The sequence below is a fragment of the Actinomadura sp. NPDC047616 genome, assembly GCF_040642915.1.
Classification (GTDB): Bacteria; Actinomycetota; Actinomycetes; order Streptosporangiales; family Streptosporangiaceae; genus Spirillospora; species Spirillospora miaoliensis.
This window is the reverse complement of the sequence record NZ_JBEYTB010000016.1, coordinates 132,207-150,403: the sequence shown is the minus strand read 5'-3', so window position 1 is coordinate 150,403 and position 18,197 is coordinate 132,207. Positions and strand designations below refer to the sequence as shown.

Annotated in this window: 17 protein-coding genes; 6 read left to right on the top strand and 11 right to left on the bottom strand. The window is 74.4% G+C overall.

Annotated features, from left to right (window positions below):
• The 4 genes from ABZ801_RS32100 to ABZ801_RS32085 form a co-directional block, all read left to right on the top strand.
• A partial coding sequence (locus ABZ801_RS32100) for a M20/M25/M40 family metallo-hydrolase (RefSeq protein WP_360705033.1) occupies positions 1-1,234 on the top strand: 1,234 nt, incomplete at its 5' end.
• 114 nt (positions 1,235-1,348) lie between these two features.
• Positions 1,349-2,377 (top strand): LCP family protein, encoded by a 1,029-nt coding sequence (locus tag ABZ801_RS32095; protein ID WP_360705030.1) that lies wholly within the window; start codon positions 1,349-1,351, stop codon positions 2,375-2,377.
• 107 nt (positions 2,378-2,484) lie between these two features.
• The gene (locus ABZ801_RS32090) at positions 2,485-3,144 is read left to right on the top strand and encodes a QsdR family transcriptional regulator (RefSeq protein WP_344956723.1); all 660 of its coding nucleotides are present in this window, start codon (positions 2,485-2,487) and stop codon (positions 3,142-3,144) included.
• Between the two features lie 1,033 nt (positions 3,145-4,177).
• A complete protein-coding gene (locus ABZ801_RS32085) occupies positions 4,178-5,551 on the top strand; it encodes an AarF/ABC1/UbiB kinase family protein (RefSeq protein WP_344956725.1) in 1,374 nt (457 codons plus the stop codon).
• Between the two features lie 21 nt (positions 5,552-5,572).
• Here the strand turns inward: ABZ801_RS32085 and ABZ801_RS32080 are convergent, their stop codons facing one another.
• The 6 genes from ABZ801_RS32080 to ABZ801_RS32055 all read right to left on the bottom strand — a co-directional run bounded on the left by ABZ801_RS32080 (position 5,573) and on the right by ABZ801_RS32055 (position 11,422).
• The gene (locus ABZ801_RS32080; protein WP_360705026.1) at positions 5,573-6,463 is read right to left on the bottom strand and encodes a siderophore-interacting protein; all 891 of its coding nucleotides are present in this window, start codon (positions 6,461-6,463) and stop codon (positions 5,573-5,575) included.
• Positions 6,464-6,530: 67 nt separating this feature from the next.
• Positions 6,531-7,658 carry a 5-methyltetrahydropteroyltriglutamate--homocysteine S-methyltransferase gene (locus tag ABZ801_RS32075; protein WP_360705023.1) on the bottom strand — a complete coding sequence of 376 codons (1,128 nt, stop codon included), beginning with the start codon at positions 7,656-7,658 and terminating at the stop codon, positions 6,531-6,533.
• Positions 7,659-7,674: 16 nt separating this feature from the next.
• Positions 7,675-7,845 (bottom strand): hypothetical protein, encoded by a 171-nt coding sequence (locus tag ABZ801_RS32070; RefSeq protein WP_344956731.1) that lies wholly within the window; start codon positions 7,843-7,845, stop codon positions 7,675-7,677.
• The gene (locus ABZ801_RS32065; protein ID WP_360705020.1) at positions 7,842-8,864 is read right to left on the bottom strand and encodes an aromatic ring-hydroxylating dioxygenase subunit alpha; all 1,023 of its coding nucleotides are present in this window, start codon (positions 8,862-8,864) and stop codon (positions 7,842-7,844) included. The genes ABZ801_RS32070 and ABZ801_RS32065 overlap by 4 nt, the downstream gene beginning before the upstream one ends.
• A gap of 110 nt (positions 8,865-8,974) precedes the next feature.
• Positions 8,975-9,829, bottom strand: coding sequence for an IclR family transcriptional regulator (locus tag ABZ801_RS32060; protein WP_344956734.1), 855 nt, complete (start codon positions 9,827-9,829; stop codon positions 8,975-8,977).
• A 21-nt stretch (positions 9,830-9,850) separates the two neighbouring features.
• The gene (locus tag ABZ801_RS32055; RefSeq protein WP_360705017.1) at positions 9,851-11,422 is read right to left on the bottom strand and encodes a long-chain fatty acid--CoA ligase; all 1,572 of its coding nucleotides are present in this window, start codon (positions 11,420-11,422) and stop codon (positions 9,851-9,853) included.
• A gap of 113 nt (positions 11,423-11,535) precedes the next feature.
• Here ABZ801_RS32055 and ABZ801_RS32050 point away from each other — a divergent pair, with 113 nt between their 5' ends.
• Complete coding sequence (locus ABZ801_RS32050; RefSeq protein WP_360705014.1) at positions 11,536-12,465, top strand: PaaX family transcriptional regulator C-terminal domain-containing protein; 930 nt, start codon at positions 11,536-11,538, stop codon at positions 12,463-12,465.
• On the opposite strand, the gene ABZ801_RS32045 is transcribed toward ABZ801_RS32050, so the two are convergent.
• The 5 genes from ABZ801_RS32045 to ABZ801_RS32025 are packed head-to-tail and all read right to left on the bottom strand — an operon-like array spanning position 12,413 to position 17,080.
• A complete protein-coding gene (locus ABZ801_RS32045) occupies positions 12,413-13,537 on the bottom strand; it encodes a branched-chain amino acid ABC transporter permease (RefSeq protein WP_360705012.1) in 1,125 nt (374 codons plus the stop codon). The two genes, ABZ801_RS32050 and ABZ801_RS32045, sit on opposite strands and share 53 nt — an antisense overlap.
• Positions 13,534-14,394 carry a branched-chain amino acid ABC transporter permease gene (locus ABZ801_RS32040; RefSeq protein WP_360705009.1) on the bottom strand — a complete coding sequence of 287 codons (861 nt, stop codon included), beginning with the start codon at positions 14,392-14,394 and terminating at the stop codon, positions 13,534-13,536. The genes ABZ801_RS32045 and ABZ801_RS32040 overlap by 4 nt, the downstream gene beginning before the upstream one ends.
• The gene (locus ABZ801_RS32035; protein ID WP_360705006.1) at positions 14,391-15,065 is read right to left on the bottom strand and encodes an ABC transporter ATP-binding protein; all 675 of its coding nucleotides are present in this window, start codon (positions 15,063-15,065) and stop codon (positions 14,391-14,393) included. The genes ABZ801_RS32040 and ABZ801_RS32035 overlap by 4 nt, the downstream gene beginning before the upstream one ends.
• On the bottom strand, positions 15,062-15,823 hold the full coding sequence (locus ABZ801_RS32030) for an ABC transporter ATP-binding protein (RefSeq protein WP_344956742.1): 762 nt from the start codon (positions 15,821-15,823) through the stop codon (positions 15,062-15,064). Before ABZ801_RS32030 ends, ABZ801_RS32035 begins: the two co-directional genes overlap by 4 nt.
• 3 nt (positions 15,824-15,826) lie before the next feature.
• On the bottom strand, positions 15,827-17,080 hold the full coding sequence (locus ABZ801_RS32025; protein ID WP_360705004.1) for an ABC transporter substrate-binding protein: 1,254 nt from the start codon (positions 17,078-17,080) through the stop codon (positions 15,827-15,829).
• A 212-nt stretch (positions 17,081-17,292) separates the two neighbouring features.
• Between ABZ801_RS32025 and ABZ801_RS32020 the strand changes: the two genes are divergently transcribed.
• A complete protein-coding gene (locus tag ABZ801_RS32020) occupies positions 17,293-18,138 on the top strand; it encodes an MIP/aquaporin family protein (RefSeq protein WP_360705001.1) in 846 nt (281 codons plus the stop codon).
• Positions 18,139-18,197: the final 59 nt, after the last annotated feature.

Sequence of the window (18,197 nt, the reverse complement as noted above, 5' to 3'; positions counted from 1 at the left end):
GACGACGGGGACGGCGCGGCCGCGTGCCGGCGCGCCCGGCCCGGACGCGACGGCGCTCACGGCTGCCGCCGCGCACGGCCTCGAACGCTATGCCGCCAGGCTGGCCGAGCTGGTCGCGGTCGACAGTGGCAGCGCCGACGTGGCGGGCGTGAACCGGGTGGCCGGGCTGGTCGCCGGGTATGCCCGCGACGCGGGGATGCGGCTGGAACCGGTCCGGCTGGGCGACGGGCGGGCGGCCCTGGTCGCCCGCCGCGGCGGCGCCGGCCGCCGCAAGATCCTGCTGACCGGCCACATGGACACCGTCTTCCCCGCCGGAACGGCGGCCGAGCGGCCGTTGCGCGTCGACGGCGACCGCGCGTACGGCCCCGGCGTCTGCGCCGGCAAGGGCGGCCTGCTGGCGGGCCTGGCCGCCGTCGAGGCGCTGATCCTGCTCGGCGCCGAACGCTACGGCGAGGTGACGCTGGTGTGCTCGCCGGACGAGGAGACCGGCTCCCCGCTGGGCCGGGCGGTGCTGCGGCGCGAGGCCCATGGCGCGGCGGCGGCGCTGTGCCTGCGGTGCGCCCGCCCGGACGGCGCCGTGGTCGCCGCCCGGAAGGGGGGCGCGGACGTGGAGATCGTCCTGCGCGGGCGGGCGGCGCACGCGGGCGCCGACGCCGAACGGGGCGCCGACGCCGCCCTGGCCGCGGCCCGGCTGACCGTCGCCCTCCAGGAGCTGGACCGCGGCCGTCCGGGGGTGCGCGTCCACGTCGGGGTGCTGCGGGCGGGCACGGCGCCCGGCGTGGTCGCCGAGTCGGCCCGCCTCGTCGTCGACGTGCGCGCCGACCGCGTGGCCGACTTCGACGCCGTCCTGGGCCACATCCGCCGCCTGGCCCGCGGTCACGGCGTCGCCGGGGTGACGGCCGAGGTCATCCAGCACGCCCCCGTGCCGCCGTGGGAGGGCGGCCCGCGTACCGCCGCGCTGGTCGAGACCGCCCGCCGCGTGGGCCTCGAACTGGGCCTGCACGTGCGGGCCGGCGTCGCCGCCGGCGGCTCCGGCGCCAACATCGTCGCGGCGTCCGGCACGGCCGTCCTGGACGGCCTGGGGCCGGTCGGCGGCGCCCACCATTCGCCCGGCGAATGGCTCGACCTCGCCTCCGTCGTGCCGCGCACCGCGCTCCTGGCCGGACTGATCGACCGGATCGCCGAAAACGGCTGTACCGGTTTGGGGGGTGTCGGGGGTGGACGCGCGATATGACGGGCGTTATAGCGGGCCGTGGCGGGGAACCGGGGTGGGTGATCATGCGTTGGACCGGGTGGAGACACCCCGGCGTCGCGGACGGGACGGGCCGCTGCGGAGGTGACCCCTGCCATGAAGTCATGGAGCCGGCGTGCGGGCGGCGGGCGCCTCCGGCGTGTGCTGGTGCGCCTGGGCGTGGCGGCGACGGTGCTGGCCGTGGTGGCCTTCGGGGTGGCGGTGTGGCGCGCCGACAGCTACGACCGGCGCATCCAGCGGCTGCCCGAGGCGCTGCCGAGCCACGCGGCGCGGCCGGCCGCCGCCGACGAACCCGGGCAGAACTGGCTGCTGCTCGGCTCGGACCTGCGCGGCGTCCCCGCGCGGGACAAGTGGCGGCCCGGGGGACGGGCACGCGCCGACACGATCATGCTGCTGCATCTGCCGCCGGACGGGCGGCACGCCTACGTCATCTCGATCCCGCGGGACCTGTGGACCGACATCCCCGGGTATCCGCGAGCCAAGATCAACGCGGCGTTCGCACACGGCGGGCCGCCGCTGCTGGCGCAGACCGTGCAGCGCATGGCGGGGGTCCGCCTCGACCACGTGGTCGCCGTCGACTTCGCCGGGTTCGCGCGGATGACCGACGCGCTCGGCGGCGTGGACGTCTACCTGGACGCGCCGATCCACGACCCGAGCAACGGCTGGTCCTGGCCCGCGGGCCGCAACCACCTGGACGGCGCGAAGGCGCTGCGGTTCGTCCGCGAGCGCAAGGGCCTGTCCGGCAGCGACCTCGACCGGGTCAAGCGGCAGCACGCCTTCCTCCGGGCCATGGCCGACAAGGCGATCGACGGCGGCACGCTGAGCAACCCGGTCAAGCTCGACGCGTTCCTGCGCGCGGCCAGCGAGTCGGTCGCGGTCGACGCCCGGACCGGTTTCGGCACGCTGCGCTCCCTGGCGATGCGGCTGGCACGGATCGGTCCCGACCGGGTCACCTTCGTGACGCTGCCGACCGGGCCGTCGGCGTGGATCGGCGGGCAGAACGTCCTGCTGCCCGACCGGCAGCGCGGCAAGGAGTTGTTCGACGCGCTGGCCGGGGGCCGGCTGCGCGAGCACGTCCGGCGGCACGGCCTGGAGACCGACGTCGACCTCTCCCGGCCGTCCTGACGCCCCCCACGCCGCCACCGCCGCGATCTCCCGGCGTCCTGACCAGGCCGGTCGGGGTGATGTGCGGACGCGGTGAAGGCCGCGGGCGAGTGTGCGATTCTGAACGGATGCACGGGGTGCGGCGGGACCGCGACGACCCGGGCCGCAGGGCGACCGGCCCGGCGGACGCGGTCGCCGCGGCGACCGCGCGCTACCTCGCCGGCGCCCCGATCGACATGTCGGCCCTGGCCGCCGAGCTCGGCGTCGGCCGCGCCACGCTCTACCGGTGGGTGGGCAGCCGGGAGCGGCTGCTGGCCACGGTGCTGGCGGACATGACCGAACGCACCTACCACGCGGCCGCGCGCGGCGTCGCGGGGTCCGGACCCGACCGGGTGCTGGCCGTGGCCGAGAGGTTCATGCGCGCGGTGGTGGACGCCGCGCCGCTCAAGGCGTTCACCGAGCGCGAGCCGCGCCTGTTCGTGCGGCTGGCCACCATGCCCGGCGCCATCGAGGACCGGGCGACCGCGCTGCTGGCGGCCGAGCTGCAGCGGCAGATCGACCTGGGCGAGCTGCGCGTCGAGCTGCCCACGCGCACCCTGGCGCAGGCGATCGTGCGGGTGGCGGACGCGTTCATGTACGCGCACTACCTGGGCGGTACCCGTCCCGAGATCGACACCGCGTTGGAGGTCATCGAGCTGCTGCTGCGCCCGTCCGGCCCGGCCGGCGGAGGCCCCGAAGCCGGCGGCCGCGGCGACGGGCGGCCGGGGCGCGGCGCGGCCGGCTCGTAACGCGGGAACGCCAGCAGCGCCGAGGCGGCCAGGCCGATGCCCAGGATGCGCGGCACCCCGAACAGGGGGTCGGCGGGCCAGTCGCCCCCGTACAGCAGGCTGCCGACGACGATCAGGTACGTCTTGGCGACGATCGTGCAGACCGACACGCACACCGCCAGGCGGCAGCGCTGCAGCGCGATGGTGCCCTGCGCCATGGCCAGGATCACGGCCACGCCGATCAGGTACGGGTACGGCGTGGTCAGCAGCACCTGCGGCCCCGGCTGGACGCTCACCAGGGTCAGGCCCTTGACCGTGACCTCCACCGCGCCGACGAGGATGCCGCAGCTGACGCCGTACTCCACGCCCGCCAGGGGACGGGCGTGCCGGGGCGGGCGGCGCCGGTCGCCCCACGAGAACAGCGCGATCGGCAGCACCAGGGACGGCACCGTCACCGCGCACAGCAGCACGCCGGACGGCGCGGTGCCGATGTCGCCCCCGTCCAGGCGCATGGACACGGCGATCAGCAGCGTCCCGGCCGCGAACACCGCCAGGCCCAGCCATTCGCGCGGCGTGGGCCGCTCACCGAAGCAGCACACCGCGATGCCCAGCAGGACCACCAGCGACGCCGAGAACAGCGGCTGCGCCAGCCCGAGCGGCAGCTCGGCGAACGCGATCAGCTGCAGCTCCACGCCGACCGCGAACACCACCACGCCGGTCAGCCATCGGCCCGAGCGGGTCACCTGGACCAGCAGGTGCCCGGGACGGTCGCCGCGCAGCGGTTCCATCCGCGCCCCTGCGGACTTCAGCAGGCCCGCGCCCACGTAGTAGAGGCAGACCGCCAGCAACGCCGCCGTGGTGCCGTTCATCGCCGCGCCGGACGCCCCCTCCGCCACTGAACGAGACACAACGGTGATGTGTCTCACATCCATGCGCCATGGTGGTCCGGCCGGGGGCGGCCGTCAAGCGATGGGCGGAACAGGCATGGCGGGAGATACCGTTTATACCGTTCAAGCCGGAAAAACCGGTGTCGACAGGCAGGACGGTCCCCACAGTGAGCGACATCCCCCGTCGGGCGGTGAGCCGGACCGCCAAGCTGGCCACCCTCCCCCTCGGTTTCGCCGGCCGCACCGCCCTCGGCCTGGGCAAGCGGACGATCGGCCGCCCCGCCGAGGCGGTCGCCCTGGAGGTGCAGCGGCGCACCGCCGAGCAGCTGTTCAGCGTGCTCGGCGAGCTCAAGGGCGGCGCCATGAAGGTCGGCCAGCTGCTGTCGATCTTCGAGGCGGGACTGCCGGAGGAGGTGGCCGGGCCGTTCCGCGCCAGCCTGACCCGGCTGCAGGAGGCCGCTCCGCCGATGCCCGCCGCGACCGCGCACCGCGTCATGGCCGACGGCCTGGGCGAGGACTGGCGGGAGCTGTTCGCCGAGTTCGACGACCGTCCCGCGGCGGCCGCCTCCATCGGCCAGGTGCACCGGGCCGTGTGGCACGACGGGCGCGCCGTGGCCGTGAAGGTGCAGTACCCGGGCGCCGGGCAGGCGCTGATGAGCGACTTCAACCAGATCGCCCGGCTGAGCCGGCTGATCACGCCGCTGTTCCCCGGCGTGGAGGTCAAGCCGCTGGTCGCCGACCTGAAGCGGCGGCTGGAGAAGGAGCTGGACTACCGCGACGAGGCCCGCGCCCAGACCGCCTTCCACCGCGCCTACGCGGGCGATCCCGACTTCGTGGTGCCCGCCGTCGTGGCGCAGTCCGGAAACGTGCTGGTGACCGAGTGGGTGGAGGGCACGCCGCTGGCACGGGTCATCGCGGACGGCACCCAGGAGGAGCGCGACCGCGCCGGGCTGCTGCTGTTCCGGTTCATCCTGTCCGGCCCCGCCCGCTGCGAGATGATCCACATCGATCCGCACCCGGGCAACTTCCGGCTGCTGGACGACGGCAGGCTCGGCGTGCTGGACTTCGGCGGCGCCGCCCGCGTGCCCGCCGAGCTGCAGTGGTCGCTCGGCCGGATGCTGCGCATCGGCACCCTCGGCGACGCCGAGGAGATGGTCGCCAACGCCCGCGCCGAGGGCTTCCTGGACCCGGACGCCGAGGTGGACCCCGAACAGCTCCGTGCCCTGATCGCCCCGCACGCGGCGCCGTTCACCGTCGAGCGGTTCCGCTACAGCCGCGAATGGCTGCGCCGCGAGACCGCGCGGGGCATGGGCCTGGCCACCGACCTGCGGCCGGGCGGCCTGGCCCGGCACCTGCGGCTGCCCCCGCAGTACCTGGCCGTCAGCCGCGCCCTGGGCGGATGCGGCGGCGTGCTGTGCCAGCTGGAGGCCGAGGGCGACTTCCGCGCCGAGGCGCTGCGCTGGCTGCCCGGCTTCGCCGACGACCCCGGCCCCGGGGCCGCCGTCGCCGCACCCGAGGAGACCGGCGAGGCCACGGCCTGACGGGTCACCGGGGCGGCGGGCTTACGACGACGCCAGGGCCTCGGCCTCTTCCTCCTCGATCCGGCGGTTCCAGTCGCGCTTGGACGACTGCCAGCCGTCCTCGTCGCGGCCGCGCCGCCAGTAGCCGGAGATCGACAGCCGCTCCAGCGGGATGCCGCGCTCGACCCGCAGGTGACGGCGCAGGTCGCGGACGAACTGCGCCTCGCCGTGCACGAACGCGTGGACTTGGTCGCCGGGGAAGTCCAGGGCGCGCACCGCCCGCACCAGCGCCTGCCCGACCTCGCCGCCGCCGCGGTGCAGCCACTCGATCCGCGCGTCGCCGGGGGTGGTCAGCTCCTGCTCCTCGGCGGGCCCGTCCACCTCGATGAACACGCGCGTGGGCGCGCCCCGCGGCACCCGTTCCAGCGAGGCGGCGATCGCGGGCAGCGCGCTCTCGTCGCCCGCCAGCAGGTGCCAGCCCGCCTCGGGGCTCGGCGCGTACGCGCCGCCCGGCCCGAAGAACCGGATCTCGTCGCCCGGCCGCGCGTTCGCCGCCCACGGCCCGGCCAGGCCCCGGTCGCCGTGGTGGACGAAGTCGATCGTCAGCTCACGGGCGTCCGGGTCCCAGGCGCGGACGGTGTAGGTGCGGGTGCTCGGCCACTGCTCGCGCGGCAGCCGGGCGCGGATCTCCTCCATGTCGAACGGCTCGGGGTAGACGACGCCGGGCGGGGGGAACAGCAGCTTGACGTAGTGGTCGGTGAACTCGCCCGCCGCGAACCGGGCCAGCCCCTCGCCGCCGAGCACCACGCGGATCATGTGCGGGGTGATCCACTGGGTGCGGACCACCGTGCCGCGGTGCGCGATCCGCCGGCGCCGCCCGTCGCCCTCCCGGGCGGGCCGCCCCTCCGGTTCCCCACGTCGTTCCGTCGCCATCCGGCATACCTCCGAAAGTTCGCTTAGGTAAACCTAACCTAACCGATCTCCGGGGTGTTCCACCGGCTCAGCCCCAGACCTCCTCGGCCGTCTCCACGATCAGCCGCAGCTTGGCCATCTGCTCGTCGTGCGTGAGGACGTTGCCCTCGACGGTGGAGGAGAAGCCGCACTGCGGCGACAGGCACAGCTGCTCGACCGGCACGTGGCGGGACGCCTCCTCGATGCGGCGCTTGAGGTCGTCCTTGGACTCCAGCGCGCCCCGCTTGGTGGTGACCAGCCCCAGCACGACCATCTTGCCCTTGGGGACGAACCGCAGCGGCTCGAAGCCGCCCGAGCGGTGGTCGTCGTACTCCAGGAAGAAGCCGTCCACCGCCAGCTCGCCGAACAGCGCCTCGGCCACGAAGTCGTAGCCGCCCTCCGCCGTCCACGAGGAGCGGAAGTTGCCCCGGCACATGTGCGTGGTGACGAACAACCCCTCCGGCCTGTTCGCCAGCGCCCCGTTGATCTGCTGGATGTAGCGCAGGTGCAGGTGCTCGGCGTCGTCGCCCCGCTCCCGGATCATGCGCCGCTGCTCGGGGTCGTTGAGGTAGGCCAGGCTGGTGTCGTCGAACTGCAGGTACGTGCAGCCCAGCTCGGCGATCCGCCGCACCTGCTCGGCGTAGGCGGCGGCCAGGTCGGACCAGAACTCCTCGACGTCGGGGTAGACGTCCGGGTCGATCGCGGCGGGGCCGCCCCGGTAGTGGACCATGTTGGGCGACGGGATGGTCAGCTTGGGGGTCAGCCCGGTGCCCTCGGCCGCCTCCCTCAGGAACGCGAAGTCGTCGGCGAAGATCGTCTCCTGCAGGCGCACCCGGTCGTGCACCCGCAGCGCCGCCGTGGAGAACTCGATGTCGCCGGCCTCGTTGCGGAACCGCACGTTGATCTTCTCGTCGGCCGGGGCGACGCCGCCGAGCCGGTAGATGAAGTCCATGTGCCAGGCGGCCCGGCGGAACTCGCCGTCGGTGACGGTGCGCAGCCCGGCCGCCCGCTGGGCCTCGACCACCGACCGGATCGCCTCGTCCTCGGCCCGCCGCAGGTCCTCGGCCTTGATCCGGCCGGCGGCGAAGTCCGCGCGGGCCTTCAGCAGCGGTTCGGGGCGCAGCAGGCTGCCGACGTGGTCGGCGCGGAACGGCGGGGTGTCGCGGAGAAGGCTCATGGGGGTCTCCTTTCCGTTACGCGGCCTGTGGGTCCTGACGGTAGTGGTCCGGGTGCGCCAGCAGCCAGCGCCAGATCTCCACCGGATCGTCGGCCTGCCGTTGCGCGCCGCAGAAGCAGACACCGGTCAGCCGGTCGGAGCCGGGCGTCCACTCCACGCGCAGCCTGCCGCTGTTCCCGCCGCTCACTGGGCCGTCATCCGCTGCAGCATCCGGCGCGCGGCCAGCCCGCCGGTGTCGATGTTGATGCTCAGCTCCTGGTAGCCCTCGGGCTCGGCGGCGATGACCTTCTCCAGCAGGTTCAGCGCCTCGACGTCCTGGAGCACGACGGTGCGGTTGCTGTCGGCCAGGAACCGCGACACCTCCTCGTCGTCGAGCGCGAAGTCGCGGGCGACCATCCAGAAGTCGTGCGTGCTGGTCTCGGTCTCCGGGGTGATCGCGTACACGATCTCGGCGTGGCAGGCCCTGGGGTCGTCGCCGTCCGGGCCCGGCTCTACGCCGGTCGGCGCGATCCGGCTGTGCAGCAGGTACAGGCACGGCGGGTGGTACTCGATGTCCTGCCAGCGGTCGATGCGGCCGTCGATGCCCGTGGACCTGGCGTAGAACGGCGGGCACTCGGCGTCCTTCATGCGGCGGCTGACGTAGACGACGCCCGCCTCCTCGTCCACCTCCGTGGTGATCGGAGTCTCGGCCACCTCGGGGGTTCCGATGTAGCCGCCGTGCAGGTACGTCTCGTGCGACAGGTCCAGCAGGTTGTCGACCAGCAGCTCGTAGCGCGCGGCCAGCGGCTCCATGCCCCGCACGGTCACGTAGTCGGGGGAGTCGAGCCAGGGGGCGCGCGGGATCGCCGTCGGGTCGGCCTTGTCGTCCTCGCCGATCCACACCCAGATCAGCGAGTCCTGCTCGACGACGTTGTACCGGGGGACGCGGGCGGTGCGGGGCACGCGGCGCTGCCCGGGCACGGCGACGCAGGTGCCGTCGGGGTCGTAGGTGAAGCCGTGGTAGCCGCAGACGATCCGGTCGCCGTCGCGGTTGCTGGCCGACAGCGGGTAGCGCCGGTGCACGCAGCGGTCCGCCAGCCCGACGGGCTTCCCGTCGCGGGTGCGGTAGAAGACGATGGGCTCACCGCAGATGGTGCGGGCCAGCAGGCCGCCGCCGACCTCCGAGCCGTACGCGGCGACGTACCACTGGTTGCGTGGGAAGGCCATGGGTGCTCCTCGACGCGTGACAGGACCGATGACCCGACCTTCCCGAGCCCGCGCACCGGCGGGCCACCGCCATTCCGCCCAACGGAAAATCCCGGGCGGCGCCCCCGGATTCAGGTGCGGGCGGTGGCGCTGGGGGGACGGCGCAGCGCCCGCGGAGCGCCGAGCGCGCGTGAGATTCCGCGTGCGCTGGCGCGCACCGCCGGGATGAGGGCGCGCGCGTCGGACGAGTGCGACGGCACGACGATCGACACGGCCGCGACCACGGTGTCGTCCGGCCCGTAGACCGGCGCGGCCACCGACAGCGCGATCAGCTCCACCTGCCCGTCGCTGATCGCCACGCCGGTGCGGCGGACCTCGGCCAGGACGCGGCGCAGCTCGCCGCCCGAGCCGATGGTCTTGGACGTGAACCGCCGCAGCGGCCCGGCGATCGCCCGTTCCTGCAGCTCGGGGTCGGCGTGCGCGAGCAGCGCCAGGCCCACGCCGGTCGCGTGCGCGGGCCAGCGGCCGCCGACACGGGTGAACACGTGCACCGCGTTGCGGGCGCGGATGCGCTCGATGTAGACGACCTCCAGCCCGTCCAGCACGGCCAGCTGCACGTTCTCGTGCGTCGCCTCGTACAGGTCCTCCAGGAACGGCATGGCCGCCTCGCGCAGCGCCTGCCCGCGCGGCGCCAGCGCCGCCACCTCCCACAGGCGCAGGCCGATGCGGTACAGGCCGTTCTCGTCGCGTTCCAGGGCGCCCCAGCGGGTCAGCTCGGCGATCAGCCGGTGCGCGGTGGCGGGCGGCAGCCCGGCGCGGCGGCTGATGTCCGACAGCGACAGCACGGGCCGTTCGGGGGAGAAGGCGTCCAGGATGCCGAGCACCCGGCGGGTGACCGACGGGCGCCCGGAGTCGGCGTCGGGGGCGGTGCGCGGCCGGGGCGCGGACGCGGCGGCGAGCGCCGGGGCGGGACCGGTGGCGTTCATGGGCGGCGGCTCCAGGGGCGGTCACGGCTCCGTCGGGGGAGCCTGCTCGGCGGGACGGGAGGCGGGGGCGGCGGACCCCGGTCCGGCCGCGCCGTGCTCGGCGCGCAGCCGGGCCTTGAGGACCTTGCCCGCGGCGTTGCGCGGGATGGCGTCGGCGAACACCACCGACTTGGGGATCTTGTACTTGGCCAGCCGGTCCGACAGCGGCGCCAGCACCCGCTCGGCGGTCAGCGCGGAGCCGGGACGCGGCACGACGATCGCGCGGCCGACCTCGCCCCACGTGTCGTCGGGCACGCCGATCACCGCGCACTCCAGCACGTCGGGGTCGGCCAGGATGGCGTTCTCGACCTCGGCCGGGTAGATGTTCTCCCCGCCCGAGACGATCATGTCCTTGATCCGGTCGACGATGTAGGCGTAGCCGTCCTCGTCGACGCGGGCGGCGTCGCCGCTGTGGAACCAGCCGTCGGTGAACACGCCGGCGGTCTCCTCCGGCAGGCCCCAGTAGCCGGGCATGACGTGCGGGCCCTTGACGACGACCTCGCCGGTCTCGCCCGGCGGCACCGCCCGCATGTCCGGCCCCACCACCCTGACGTCGCTGAAGAAGTGCGGCACCCCCGCCGACCCGGCCTTGGAGATCGCGTGGGCCGCGTCCAGGAACAGTACCCCGGGCGAGGCCTCGGTCATCCCGTATCCCTGCAGGAAGGTCAGCCCGCGCTCCTGGTAGGCGGCGATCAGCGACGTCGGCACGGGCGCGCCGCCGCAGGTCAGCAGCCGCAGCGACGACAGGTCCGCCGCCGGCCACCGCGGCGACCGGGCGACCTGCTGGAACATCGTGGGCACCCCGAACATGAACGTGACCCGGTGCCGCTCGATGAGGTCGAACACCGCGTCGGGGTCGAACCGCTCGACCAGCACGCAGCAGCCGCCCTTCAGCAGCACCGGCAGGGTGAGCATGTTCAGCCCGGCGGTGTGGAACAGCGGCGCCGACACCAGCGCGACCTCGCCGGCGACCAGGTCGTGGTCGATCAGGACGTTGACGGTGTTCCAGGTGATGTTGCCGTGGGTGAGCGTGGCGCCCTTGGGCCGTCCGGTGGTGCCGGACGTGTACATGATCATGCACGGGTCGTCCAGGCCGACGGGCTCGTCGACCGGGTCGGTGGCCGCGGCGGCCAGCAGCTCCTCGTACCCGCCGTCGGCCGCCTCCAGCGGGATGTGCGCCCGCACGCCGGTGGTGCCGCGGATGCCGTCCACCAGCGCGGCGTGGCCGGGCGCGTACACCAGCACGCCCGCGCCCGAGTCGGCCAGCTGGTAGGCGATCTCCGGTCCGGCCAGGCGGGTGTTGAGGGGGACGAACACGCCGCCGAGCGCGCCGGTGGCGAACAGCGTCTCCAGGAAGGCCGGGTGGTTGGGGCCGAGGTAGGCGACGCGGTCGCCGCGCCGGACGCCCAGGGCGCGCAGGACGTGCGCGAGCCGGGTGACCCTTTCGTGCGTCTCGGCGTACGTGCGGCTCTGGTCCTGGTAGACCAGGGCGGGGCGATTCGGGGTCTTGCGGGCACGGCGGGCCGGCCACGACCCGAGTCCTTCGTTGCGCATGATCGTCCCCCCAGGGGCGGAGCGAAGCCGGTGGCGACAGCCCGAACATAGGCGTAGCATTGACGACCGTCAATAATGTGCCCAACTTCAGATCGCGACAGGGGGCCGGGCCGGTGCGCGAGCGAGCGTCCACGCAGAACCTGGAATCCACCGACGGCACCGGGACCGGCACCGGGCTCGATACCGACCCCGGGCTCGCCCCGCCGCGGCTGCGGCCGCAGGCGCTCATGCTGACGTTCCTGGGCAACTACGTGCTGCGGCGCGACATCGCGGTGTTCTCCGGCAGCTTCATCGAGGTGTTCGACCGGCTGGGCGTGGGCGAGCAGGCCATCCGCTCCACGCTCACCCGCATGGTCGGGCGCGACCTGCTGGCCCGTCACCGGCGCGGCCGCCGCATGCACTTCGGCCTGACCGAGCGTTCGGCGCGCATCCTGGTCGACGGCGAACGCCGCGTCTGGCAGCGCGGCGCGGTCAACACCGCCTGGGACGGGCAGTGGACGGTGCTGGCCTTCTCCATGCCCGAGTCGTGGCAGCGGCAGCGGCACGACCTGCGCTCCCGGCTGATCTGGGCCGGGTTCGGGCCGCTCGGCAACGGCATGTGGGTGACGCCGTCGCGGGTGGACGTCGTCCCGGTCATCGAGGGCCTCGGGCTCAACGGGCGGGTCAAGGTGTTCGGCGGCCCGGCCGAGGCGCCCACCGACGTGCCGGGGATGATCCGCGACGCGTTCGACCTGGACGGGCTGGCCGCCGGATACCGCGCCTTCCTGCACCGCTGGGACCGCGCCGACCCGATGCCGCAGGCGCCCGACGACCTGGCCCGCTACCTGTGGATGCTCACCGAGTGGCTGCAGCTGGTGCGGGTCGACCCCTGGCTGCCGGTGGAGCACCTGCCGGCCGACTGGCCGGCGGTGCGCGCCCAGGAGGTGCTGCACGACCTGCGGTCCCGCTACCAGGCGGCGGCGCGCCGCATCGCCGACGGGACGATCGAGTTCATCGAGGCGCCTCATGTCGCGACTCCGGAGCCCGGCCCGCGGGACCCGTGACGTCTCCGGCGGGCGCCGCGGCCGGCCGTGCGGCGGGCGGGCGGCGCAGGCGGTCGCGCACCGCGGGCACCAGCCCGCCGGGCAGGAACAGCACCACCGCGATCAGCAGCACCGAGTACACCGCGTACGACAGCACGCTCGGCGCGTAGTCCGGCATGCCCTCCATCGTTCCCACGTTGTTGAGCACCTGCACCAGCAGCGTGACCGCCGTCGCGCCGGCCAGCGGGCCCCACAGCGTGCCGAGCCCGCCCACGACCGCCATCACCACGTACTCGATCGACAGCAGGACCGGGAACGACCCGGGCGCCACGTACCCGACGTAGAACGCGTAGACGCCGCCCGCCAGCCCGGCGAACGCCGCCGACAGCGTGAACACCGCCAGCTTGTAGCGCCCCACCGGCACCCCCGCCGACTCGGCCGCGACCTCGCTGGTGGCCAGCGCGCGCAGGCCGCGTCCCGCCCGCGACTCGATGACGTTGCGCGTCACCAGCAGCACGACGATCAGCGCCGCCCAGGTGAGGAACGCGTACCCCCGGTCGCCGGCCAGCTCCACCGGCCCGGCCGACAGGCGCGGGACGCCCTGCAGGCCGATGCTGCCGCCCAGCGCGTCGATCTCCCCGGCCAGCGACAGCAGGATCAGCTGCGTGGCGAGCGTGGCGAACGCCAGGTGGTGGCCGCGCAGCCGCAGCAGCGGGACGCCGATCACCACCGCGAACGCGGCGGCGGCCAGCGGCGCCGCGACCAGCCCGAGCAGCGGCGGCCGCCCGTGCACGCCCAGCAGCGCGGCCGTGTAGCCGCCGACGGCGTAGAACGCGGCCTGCCCGAGCGACACCTGCCCGGCGTACCCCATGAGCAGGGACACCCCGACCGTGACGATCGCCGCCAGGCCGAGCAGGATGAACACCGACAGCTGCCCCTCGCCCAGCAGCGCCGCCAGCGCCATGGCGACCGCCCCCAGCGCCGCCACCTGCCACAGCCCCGCGCTCCCCGCCCGCTTCCCCGGCTCGTGCCCGGCGCCGCCTTTCGCGCGCCGCCCGGTCCGGGCACCGCCGCGCCGCTCCGGCTCGCTCACATGGCCTCCTCGCGCAGCGCCGGGGTCCGCGTCGCCTGCCAGATCATGATCGCCAGCATCAGCCCGAGCGCGACCTCGATCTGGTACGACGCCTTGAGGTAGCCGGCGACCATGGCCTCGGCCACGCCCAGCAGCAGGCCGCCCGCCAGCGTCGCCACCGGCCGCGACAGCCCGCCGAAGACCGCCGCCGCGAACCCGTTGACGATCAGCGTCACGTCCGAGTCGAACGAGATCGGCTGCAGCGGCGTGACGAGCACGCCCGCGACGCCGCCGAGCAGGCCGCCCAGCGCGAACGCCACCAGCCCCATGCGCCGCACGTCGATGCCGATCAGCCGCGCCGCGTACGGGTCGGACGCGCACGCGGTCAGGCCCTTGCCCGGATAGGTGCGGGCGAAGAACAGCCACAGCGCCGCGAACGTCACCGCCGTGACCGCGATGACCAGCAGGTACTGCCACTGCACGGTGGCGCCCGCGACGGTGACCGATCCGGGCGCCCCGGCGAACGAGCGCGGCTGGTCGCCCCAGACGACGATCTCGACGGCGTAGGCGAGCACGCCCAGCCCGAGCGTGACGATCAGCGAGGCCAGCGGGTCGGTGCCGCGCCGGCCGATCGCCACGAACCCGGTCAGCAGCCCGGCGCCCGCCGCCACGCCCACCGCCACGACCTCCGCCGCGCCGTGCGGCAGCCCCAGCTCCAGGAACGAGGCGGCGCTCAGCCCGGCGACCACCGCGAACGTGCCCTGCGCGAAGTTGACCACCCGCGTCACCCGGTGGATCGCCACCAGCCCGCTGCCGACGAGCGCGAACCCGCAGCCCACCGCCAGCCCGTTGACCAGGTAGCTGAGGAACGCGCTCACGGCGCCTCCCGCACGGGTCCGCCGAGGTAGGCGTCGGCGACGCGCGGGCTGCGCGCCAGCTCGGCGCACGGCCCCTCGGCGACGACACGCCCGGCCTCCAGCACGTACGCGCGCGAGCACAGCCGGAACGCCAGCCGCGCGTTCTGCTCGATCAGCAGCACCGCCGTGCCGCGCCCGGCGTTCAGCGCGGCCAGGTGCCGGGCCAGGCCGGCGACCACCATCGGCGCCAGGCCGAGCGACAGCTCGTCCACCGCGATCACCTCGGGCCGCGCCATCAGCGCCCGCCCGACCGCGACCATCTGCTGCTCGCCGCCCGACAGGCTCCCGGCGCGCCGCGACCGCAGCCGCACCAGGGCCGGCAGCAGCTCGTACACCTCCGCCGGGTCGCGCGACCGCGACCGCCAGCCGCCCAGCCGCAGGTTGTCCTCGACCGTCATGTCCGGGAACAGCCGGCGCCCCTCCGGGACGTGCGCGAGCCGCCCCGCGACCCGCACCGTCCCCGAGGCGGGACGCACGACGCCCGACAGGGCGTTCACCAGGGTCGACTTGCCGGCGCCGTTCGGCCCCACGAGCGCCACCATCTCACCGCGGCCGACCGTCAGCGACACCCCGTCCAGCGCGGTCGCCGACCCGTACCGCACCACCAGGTCGCGGACCCGGACCATGCTCATGATCCGGCCTCCTCGCCGAGGTAGGCGGCGACCACCCGGGGGTCGCCGCGCACCTGCTCGGGGGTGCCCTCGGCGATGACCCGGCCGAGGTCCAGCACGGTGATCCGGTCGGCCAGCCGGGTCACCAGGCCCACGTCGTGCTCCACCAGCATGATCGTCAGACCGGTGCGGCGCAGGTCGGCGATCAGCCCCGCGAGCGCCTCGCGCTCGGCGGCGCGCAGCCCGGAGGCGGGCTCGTCGAGCAGCAGCAGCCGCGGCTCGGCGCACAGGGCCCGGGCCAGTTGCAGCGAACGCTGCCGCCCCAGTGGGAGCGTCTCGGCGGGCCGGTCGGCCCAGCCGTCGAGCCCGACGCGCGCCAGCGCCGCGTCCGCCCGGGCACGGATCAGGCGTTCCTCGCGGGCGTGCGCGGGCAGCCGCAGCGCCGCCGTCCAGAACCCGGCGCGGGTGGCGGCGTGCGCGCCGACCATGACGTTCTCGCGCACCGTCATGCCGCGGAACACCCGGGCCTCCTGGAACACGATCGCGATGCCGAGCGCGGCGCGCCGGTGCGCGGGCAGCCGGTCCAGCCGCCGTCCGGCGAAGGTGACACCGCCGTGGTCGGCCCGCAGGTGCCCGGCGATCAGGTGGAACAACGTCGACTTGCCCGCGCCGTTGGGGCCGATGACGCCGCGCAGCTCACCGCGCGCGACGGCCATGTCCACGTCGCGCAGGGCGTAGACGCCGCCGAAGTGCCGCGACAGGCCCTCGATCGTCAGCACCCGTCACCCCGGCGAGACGGTCTCGGCCAGTTCCGTCCGCGCCCAGTCGGTCGGCACGAACTGCCCGTTCCTGACGGTGTTGACCGAGATGTAGGCGGGGGACAGGCCGGAGTGGTCGGTGGGGGAGTAGCGGAACCGGCCGTTGGGGGTGAGCAGGTCCATCCGCTCCATCGCCTTCTGGATCTTCTCGCCGTCGGTGGAGCCCGCCCTGCGGATCGCCTCGAACACCAGCATGGCCGCGCTGTAGCCGTCCTGGGCGAACTGCGGCGGCGGGTAGCCGTACTTCTGCCGGAACGGCACGGCGAGCCGGTCGATCACCTGCTTCTGCGGCCCGGCGGGCAGGTGGTCGCCGACCACGCCGATGGCGCTCTGCACCGTCAGGCCCTCGGCGGCCCCGCCCACGGGATCGAGCCACAGTTTGCTGGCCTGGCTGCCCGTCAGCATCAGCGGGATCCTCAGCCCGGACGCGGCGTACTGCTTGGTGACGATGACGCCGGGCGCGCCGGTGCCCCAGAACAGCAGCGCCTGGGCGCCCGAGCCGCGGATCCGGGTGAACATCGGGCTGAAGTCGGTGGTGGTGGTCTCGTACGGCTCGTCCCTGACGACCCGTACGCCGTACCTGGACGCCAGCCGCAGCGTGGCCTTGTACCCGGCCACCGCGTAGCCGCTCTTGCTGTCGTGCGCCAGCGCGATGCGGCCGATCCTCTGGCTCTGGAGGTACTGCAGGTAGCGCTCGGCGTACATGGCCGACAGCGCGGGGGTGACGAACACGTACGACTTGATCGGCTCGACCTGCTCGGTGGCCGGGGCGAGCGACTGGTAGGGGATCCTCTCGCGCTGCGCGATCGGCTCGACCGCCAGCGCGGAGTTGGAGAACACCGGTCCGATCACCGCGGCCAGGTCCCGGTTCTTGATCGCGTTGAACGCCAGAACGGCCTGGTCGGGCTGGGTCCGGTCGTCGCGGAACACGATCTCGACCGTGCGGCCCAGCAGCCCGCCCGCGGCGTTGACCTGCTCGACGGCCAGGTCGACGGCCTTCTTGTCCTCGCTGCCGAGCGGGGCGTAGTTGCCGGTCAGCGAGACGATCAGGCCGATCCGCACGGGCCCGCCGCCGTCGCCGGACGAGCCGCCGCAGCCGGCCGCGACGGCCGCGAGGAGCACGGCGAGCGTGGCGCGGAGCAGGAGCGGGGCCCGGAGGGTGAGCGGCGCGCGGCGGGAGGGCGGGGCGCTGGAGGGGGCGGGAAGCGGAGGGCGCACGGCTGCCTCCTCGAGGGGCGGCGGGTGGGGTCTCCGGGCGTTCCTCGAATGTAAGCAGCATTACAACGGCGGTCAAGAAACTGCGCAGTGTGCTCGCCCTAACGCGGGCGGCCATCTCGCTTATCACGCTAGGTTACGGGAATACCCGTTCTTCCTGGAAGGTCGCTCACGCCAGGTGACGGTGACCGCGGCCGCGGCAGGAGGAGGCGACCATGGCGCGACGATCCCCGTTCCCGTCGTGGCGGCTTCCGCCGATCGCCGGGGAGATGAGCGCGGAGTTCGCCGGGACGATGATCCTCATCCTCTTCGGGGCGGGGGTGGTCGCCCAGGTCGTCGCGGGCGGACTCGGCGGCCACGACAGCATCGCCTGGGCCTGGGGCATCGGCGTCACACTCGGCGTCTACGTGTCGGCGCGCCTGAGCGGCGGTCACATCAACCCGGCGGTGACCGTCGCGCTCGCGGTCTTCCAGGGGTTCCCCTGGCGGAAGGTCGCCCCCTACATCCTCGCGCAGACCGCCGGCGCCTTCGTGGGCGCGCTGCTCGTCCGGTGGAACTACAGCGAGGTGCTGGCCGGCTTCGACCCCGGCCACACGCTCAAGACCCAGTTCGTGTTCTCCACCCTGCCGGGCAACGGCACCCTGCCGGTGGGCCTGTGGGGCGGCTTCCGCGACCAGATCATCGGCACCGCGATCCTGCTGTTCGTCATCCTGGCCCTGACCGACCTGCGCAACCTGCCGCCGCTGGCCAACCTGACCCCGGTGGTGATCGGCCTGCTGGTGGTCGCGATCGGCATGGCCTGGGGCACGGACGCCGGGTACGCGATCAACCCCGCCCGCGACTTCGGCCCGCGCCTGGCGCAGTACCTCACCGGGTACGGCGGCGCCTGGCGCGACCAGTACGGCGGCCTGTACTTCTGGGTGCCGATCGTGGGGCCGCTGCTGGGCGGGATCATCGGCGCCGCCCTCTACCTCCTGCTCATCGGCCGCCACCTGCCACAGCCCGCGGGCCGCGGCGCCGAGGGCACCGACCGCAAGCCCGAATACGATGTCTCGCCCTGATCGTCCGGCTGCGCCTTCGGTGCCCAGTGCCTGCCCGCTCCGACGCGGGGAATCGAGTG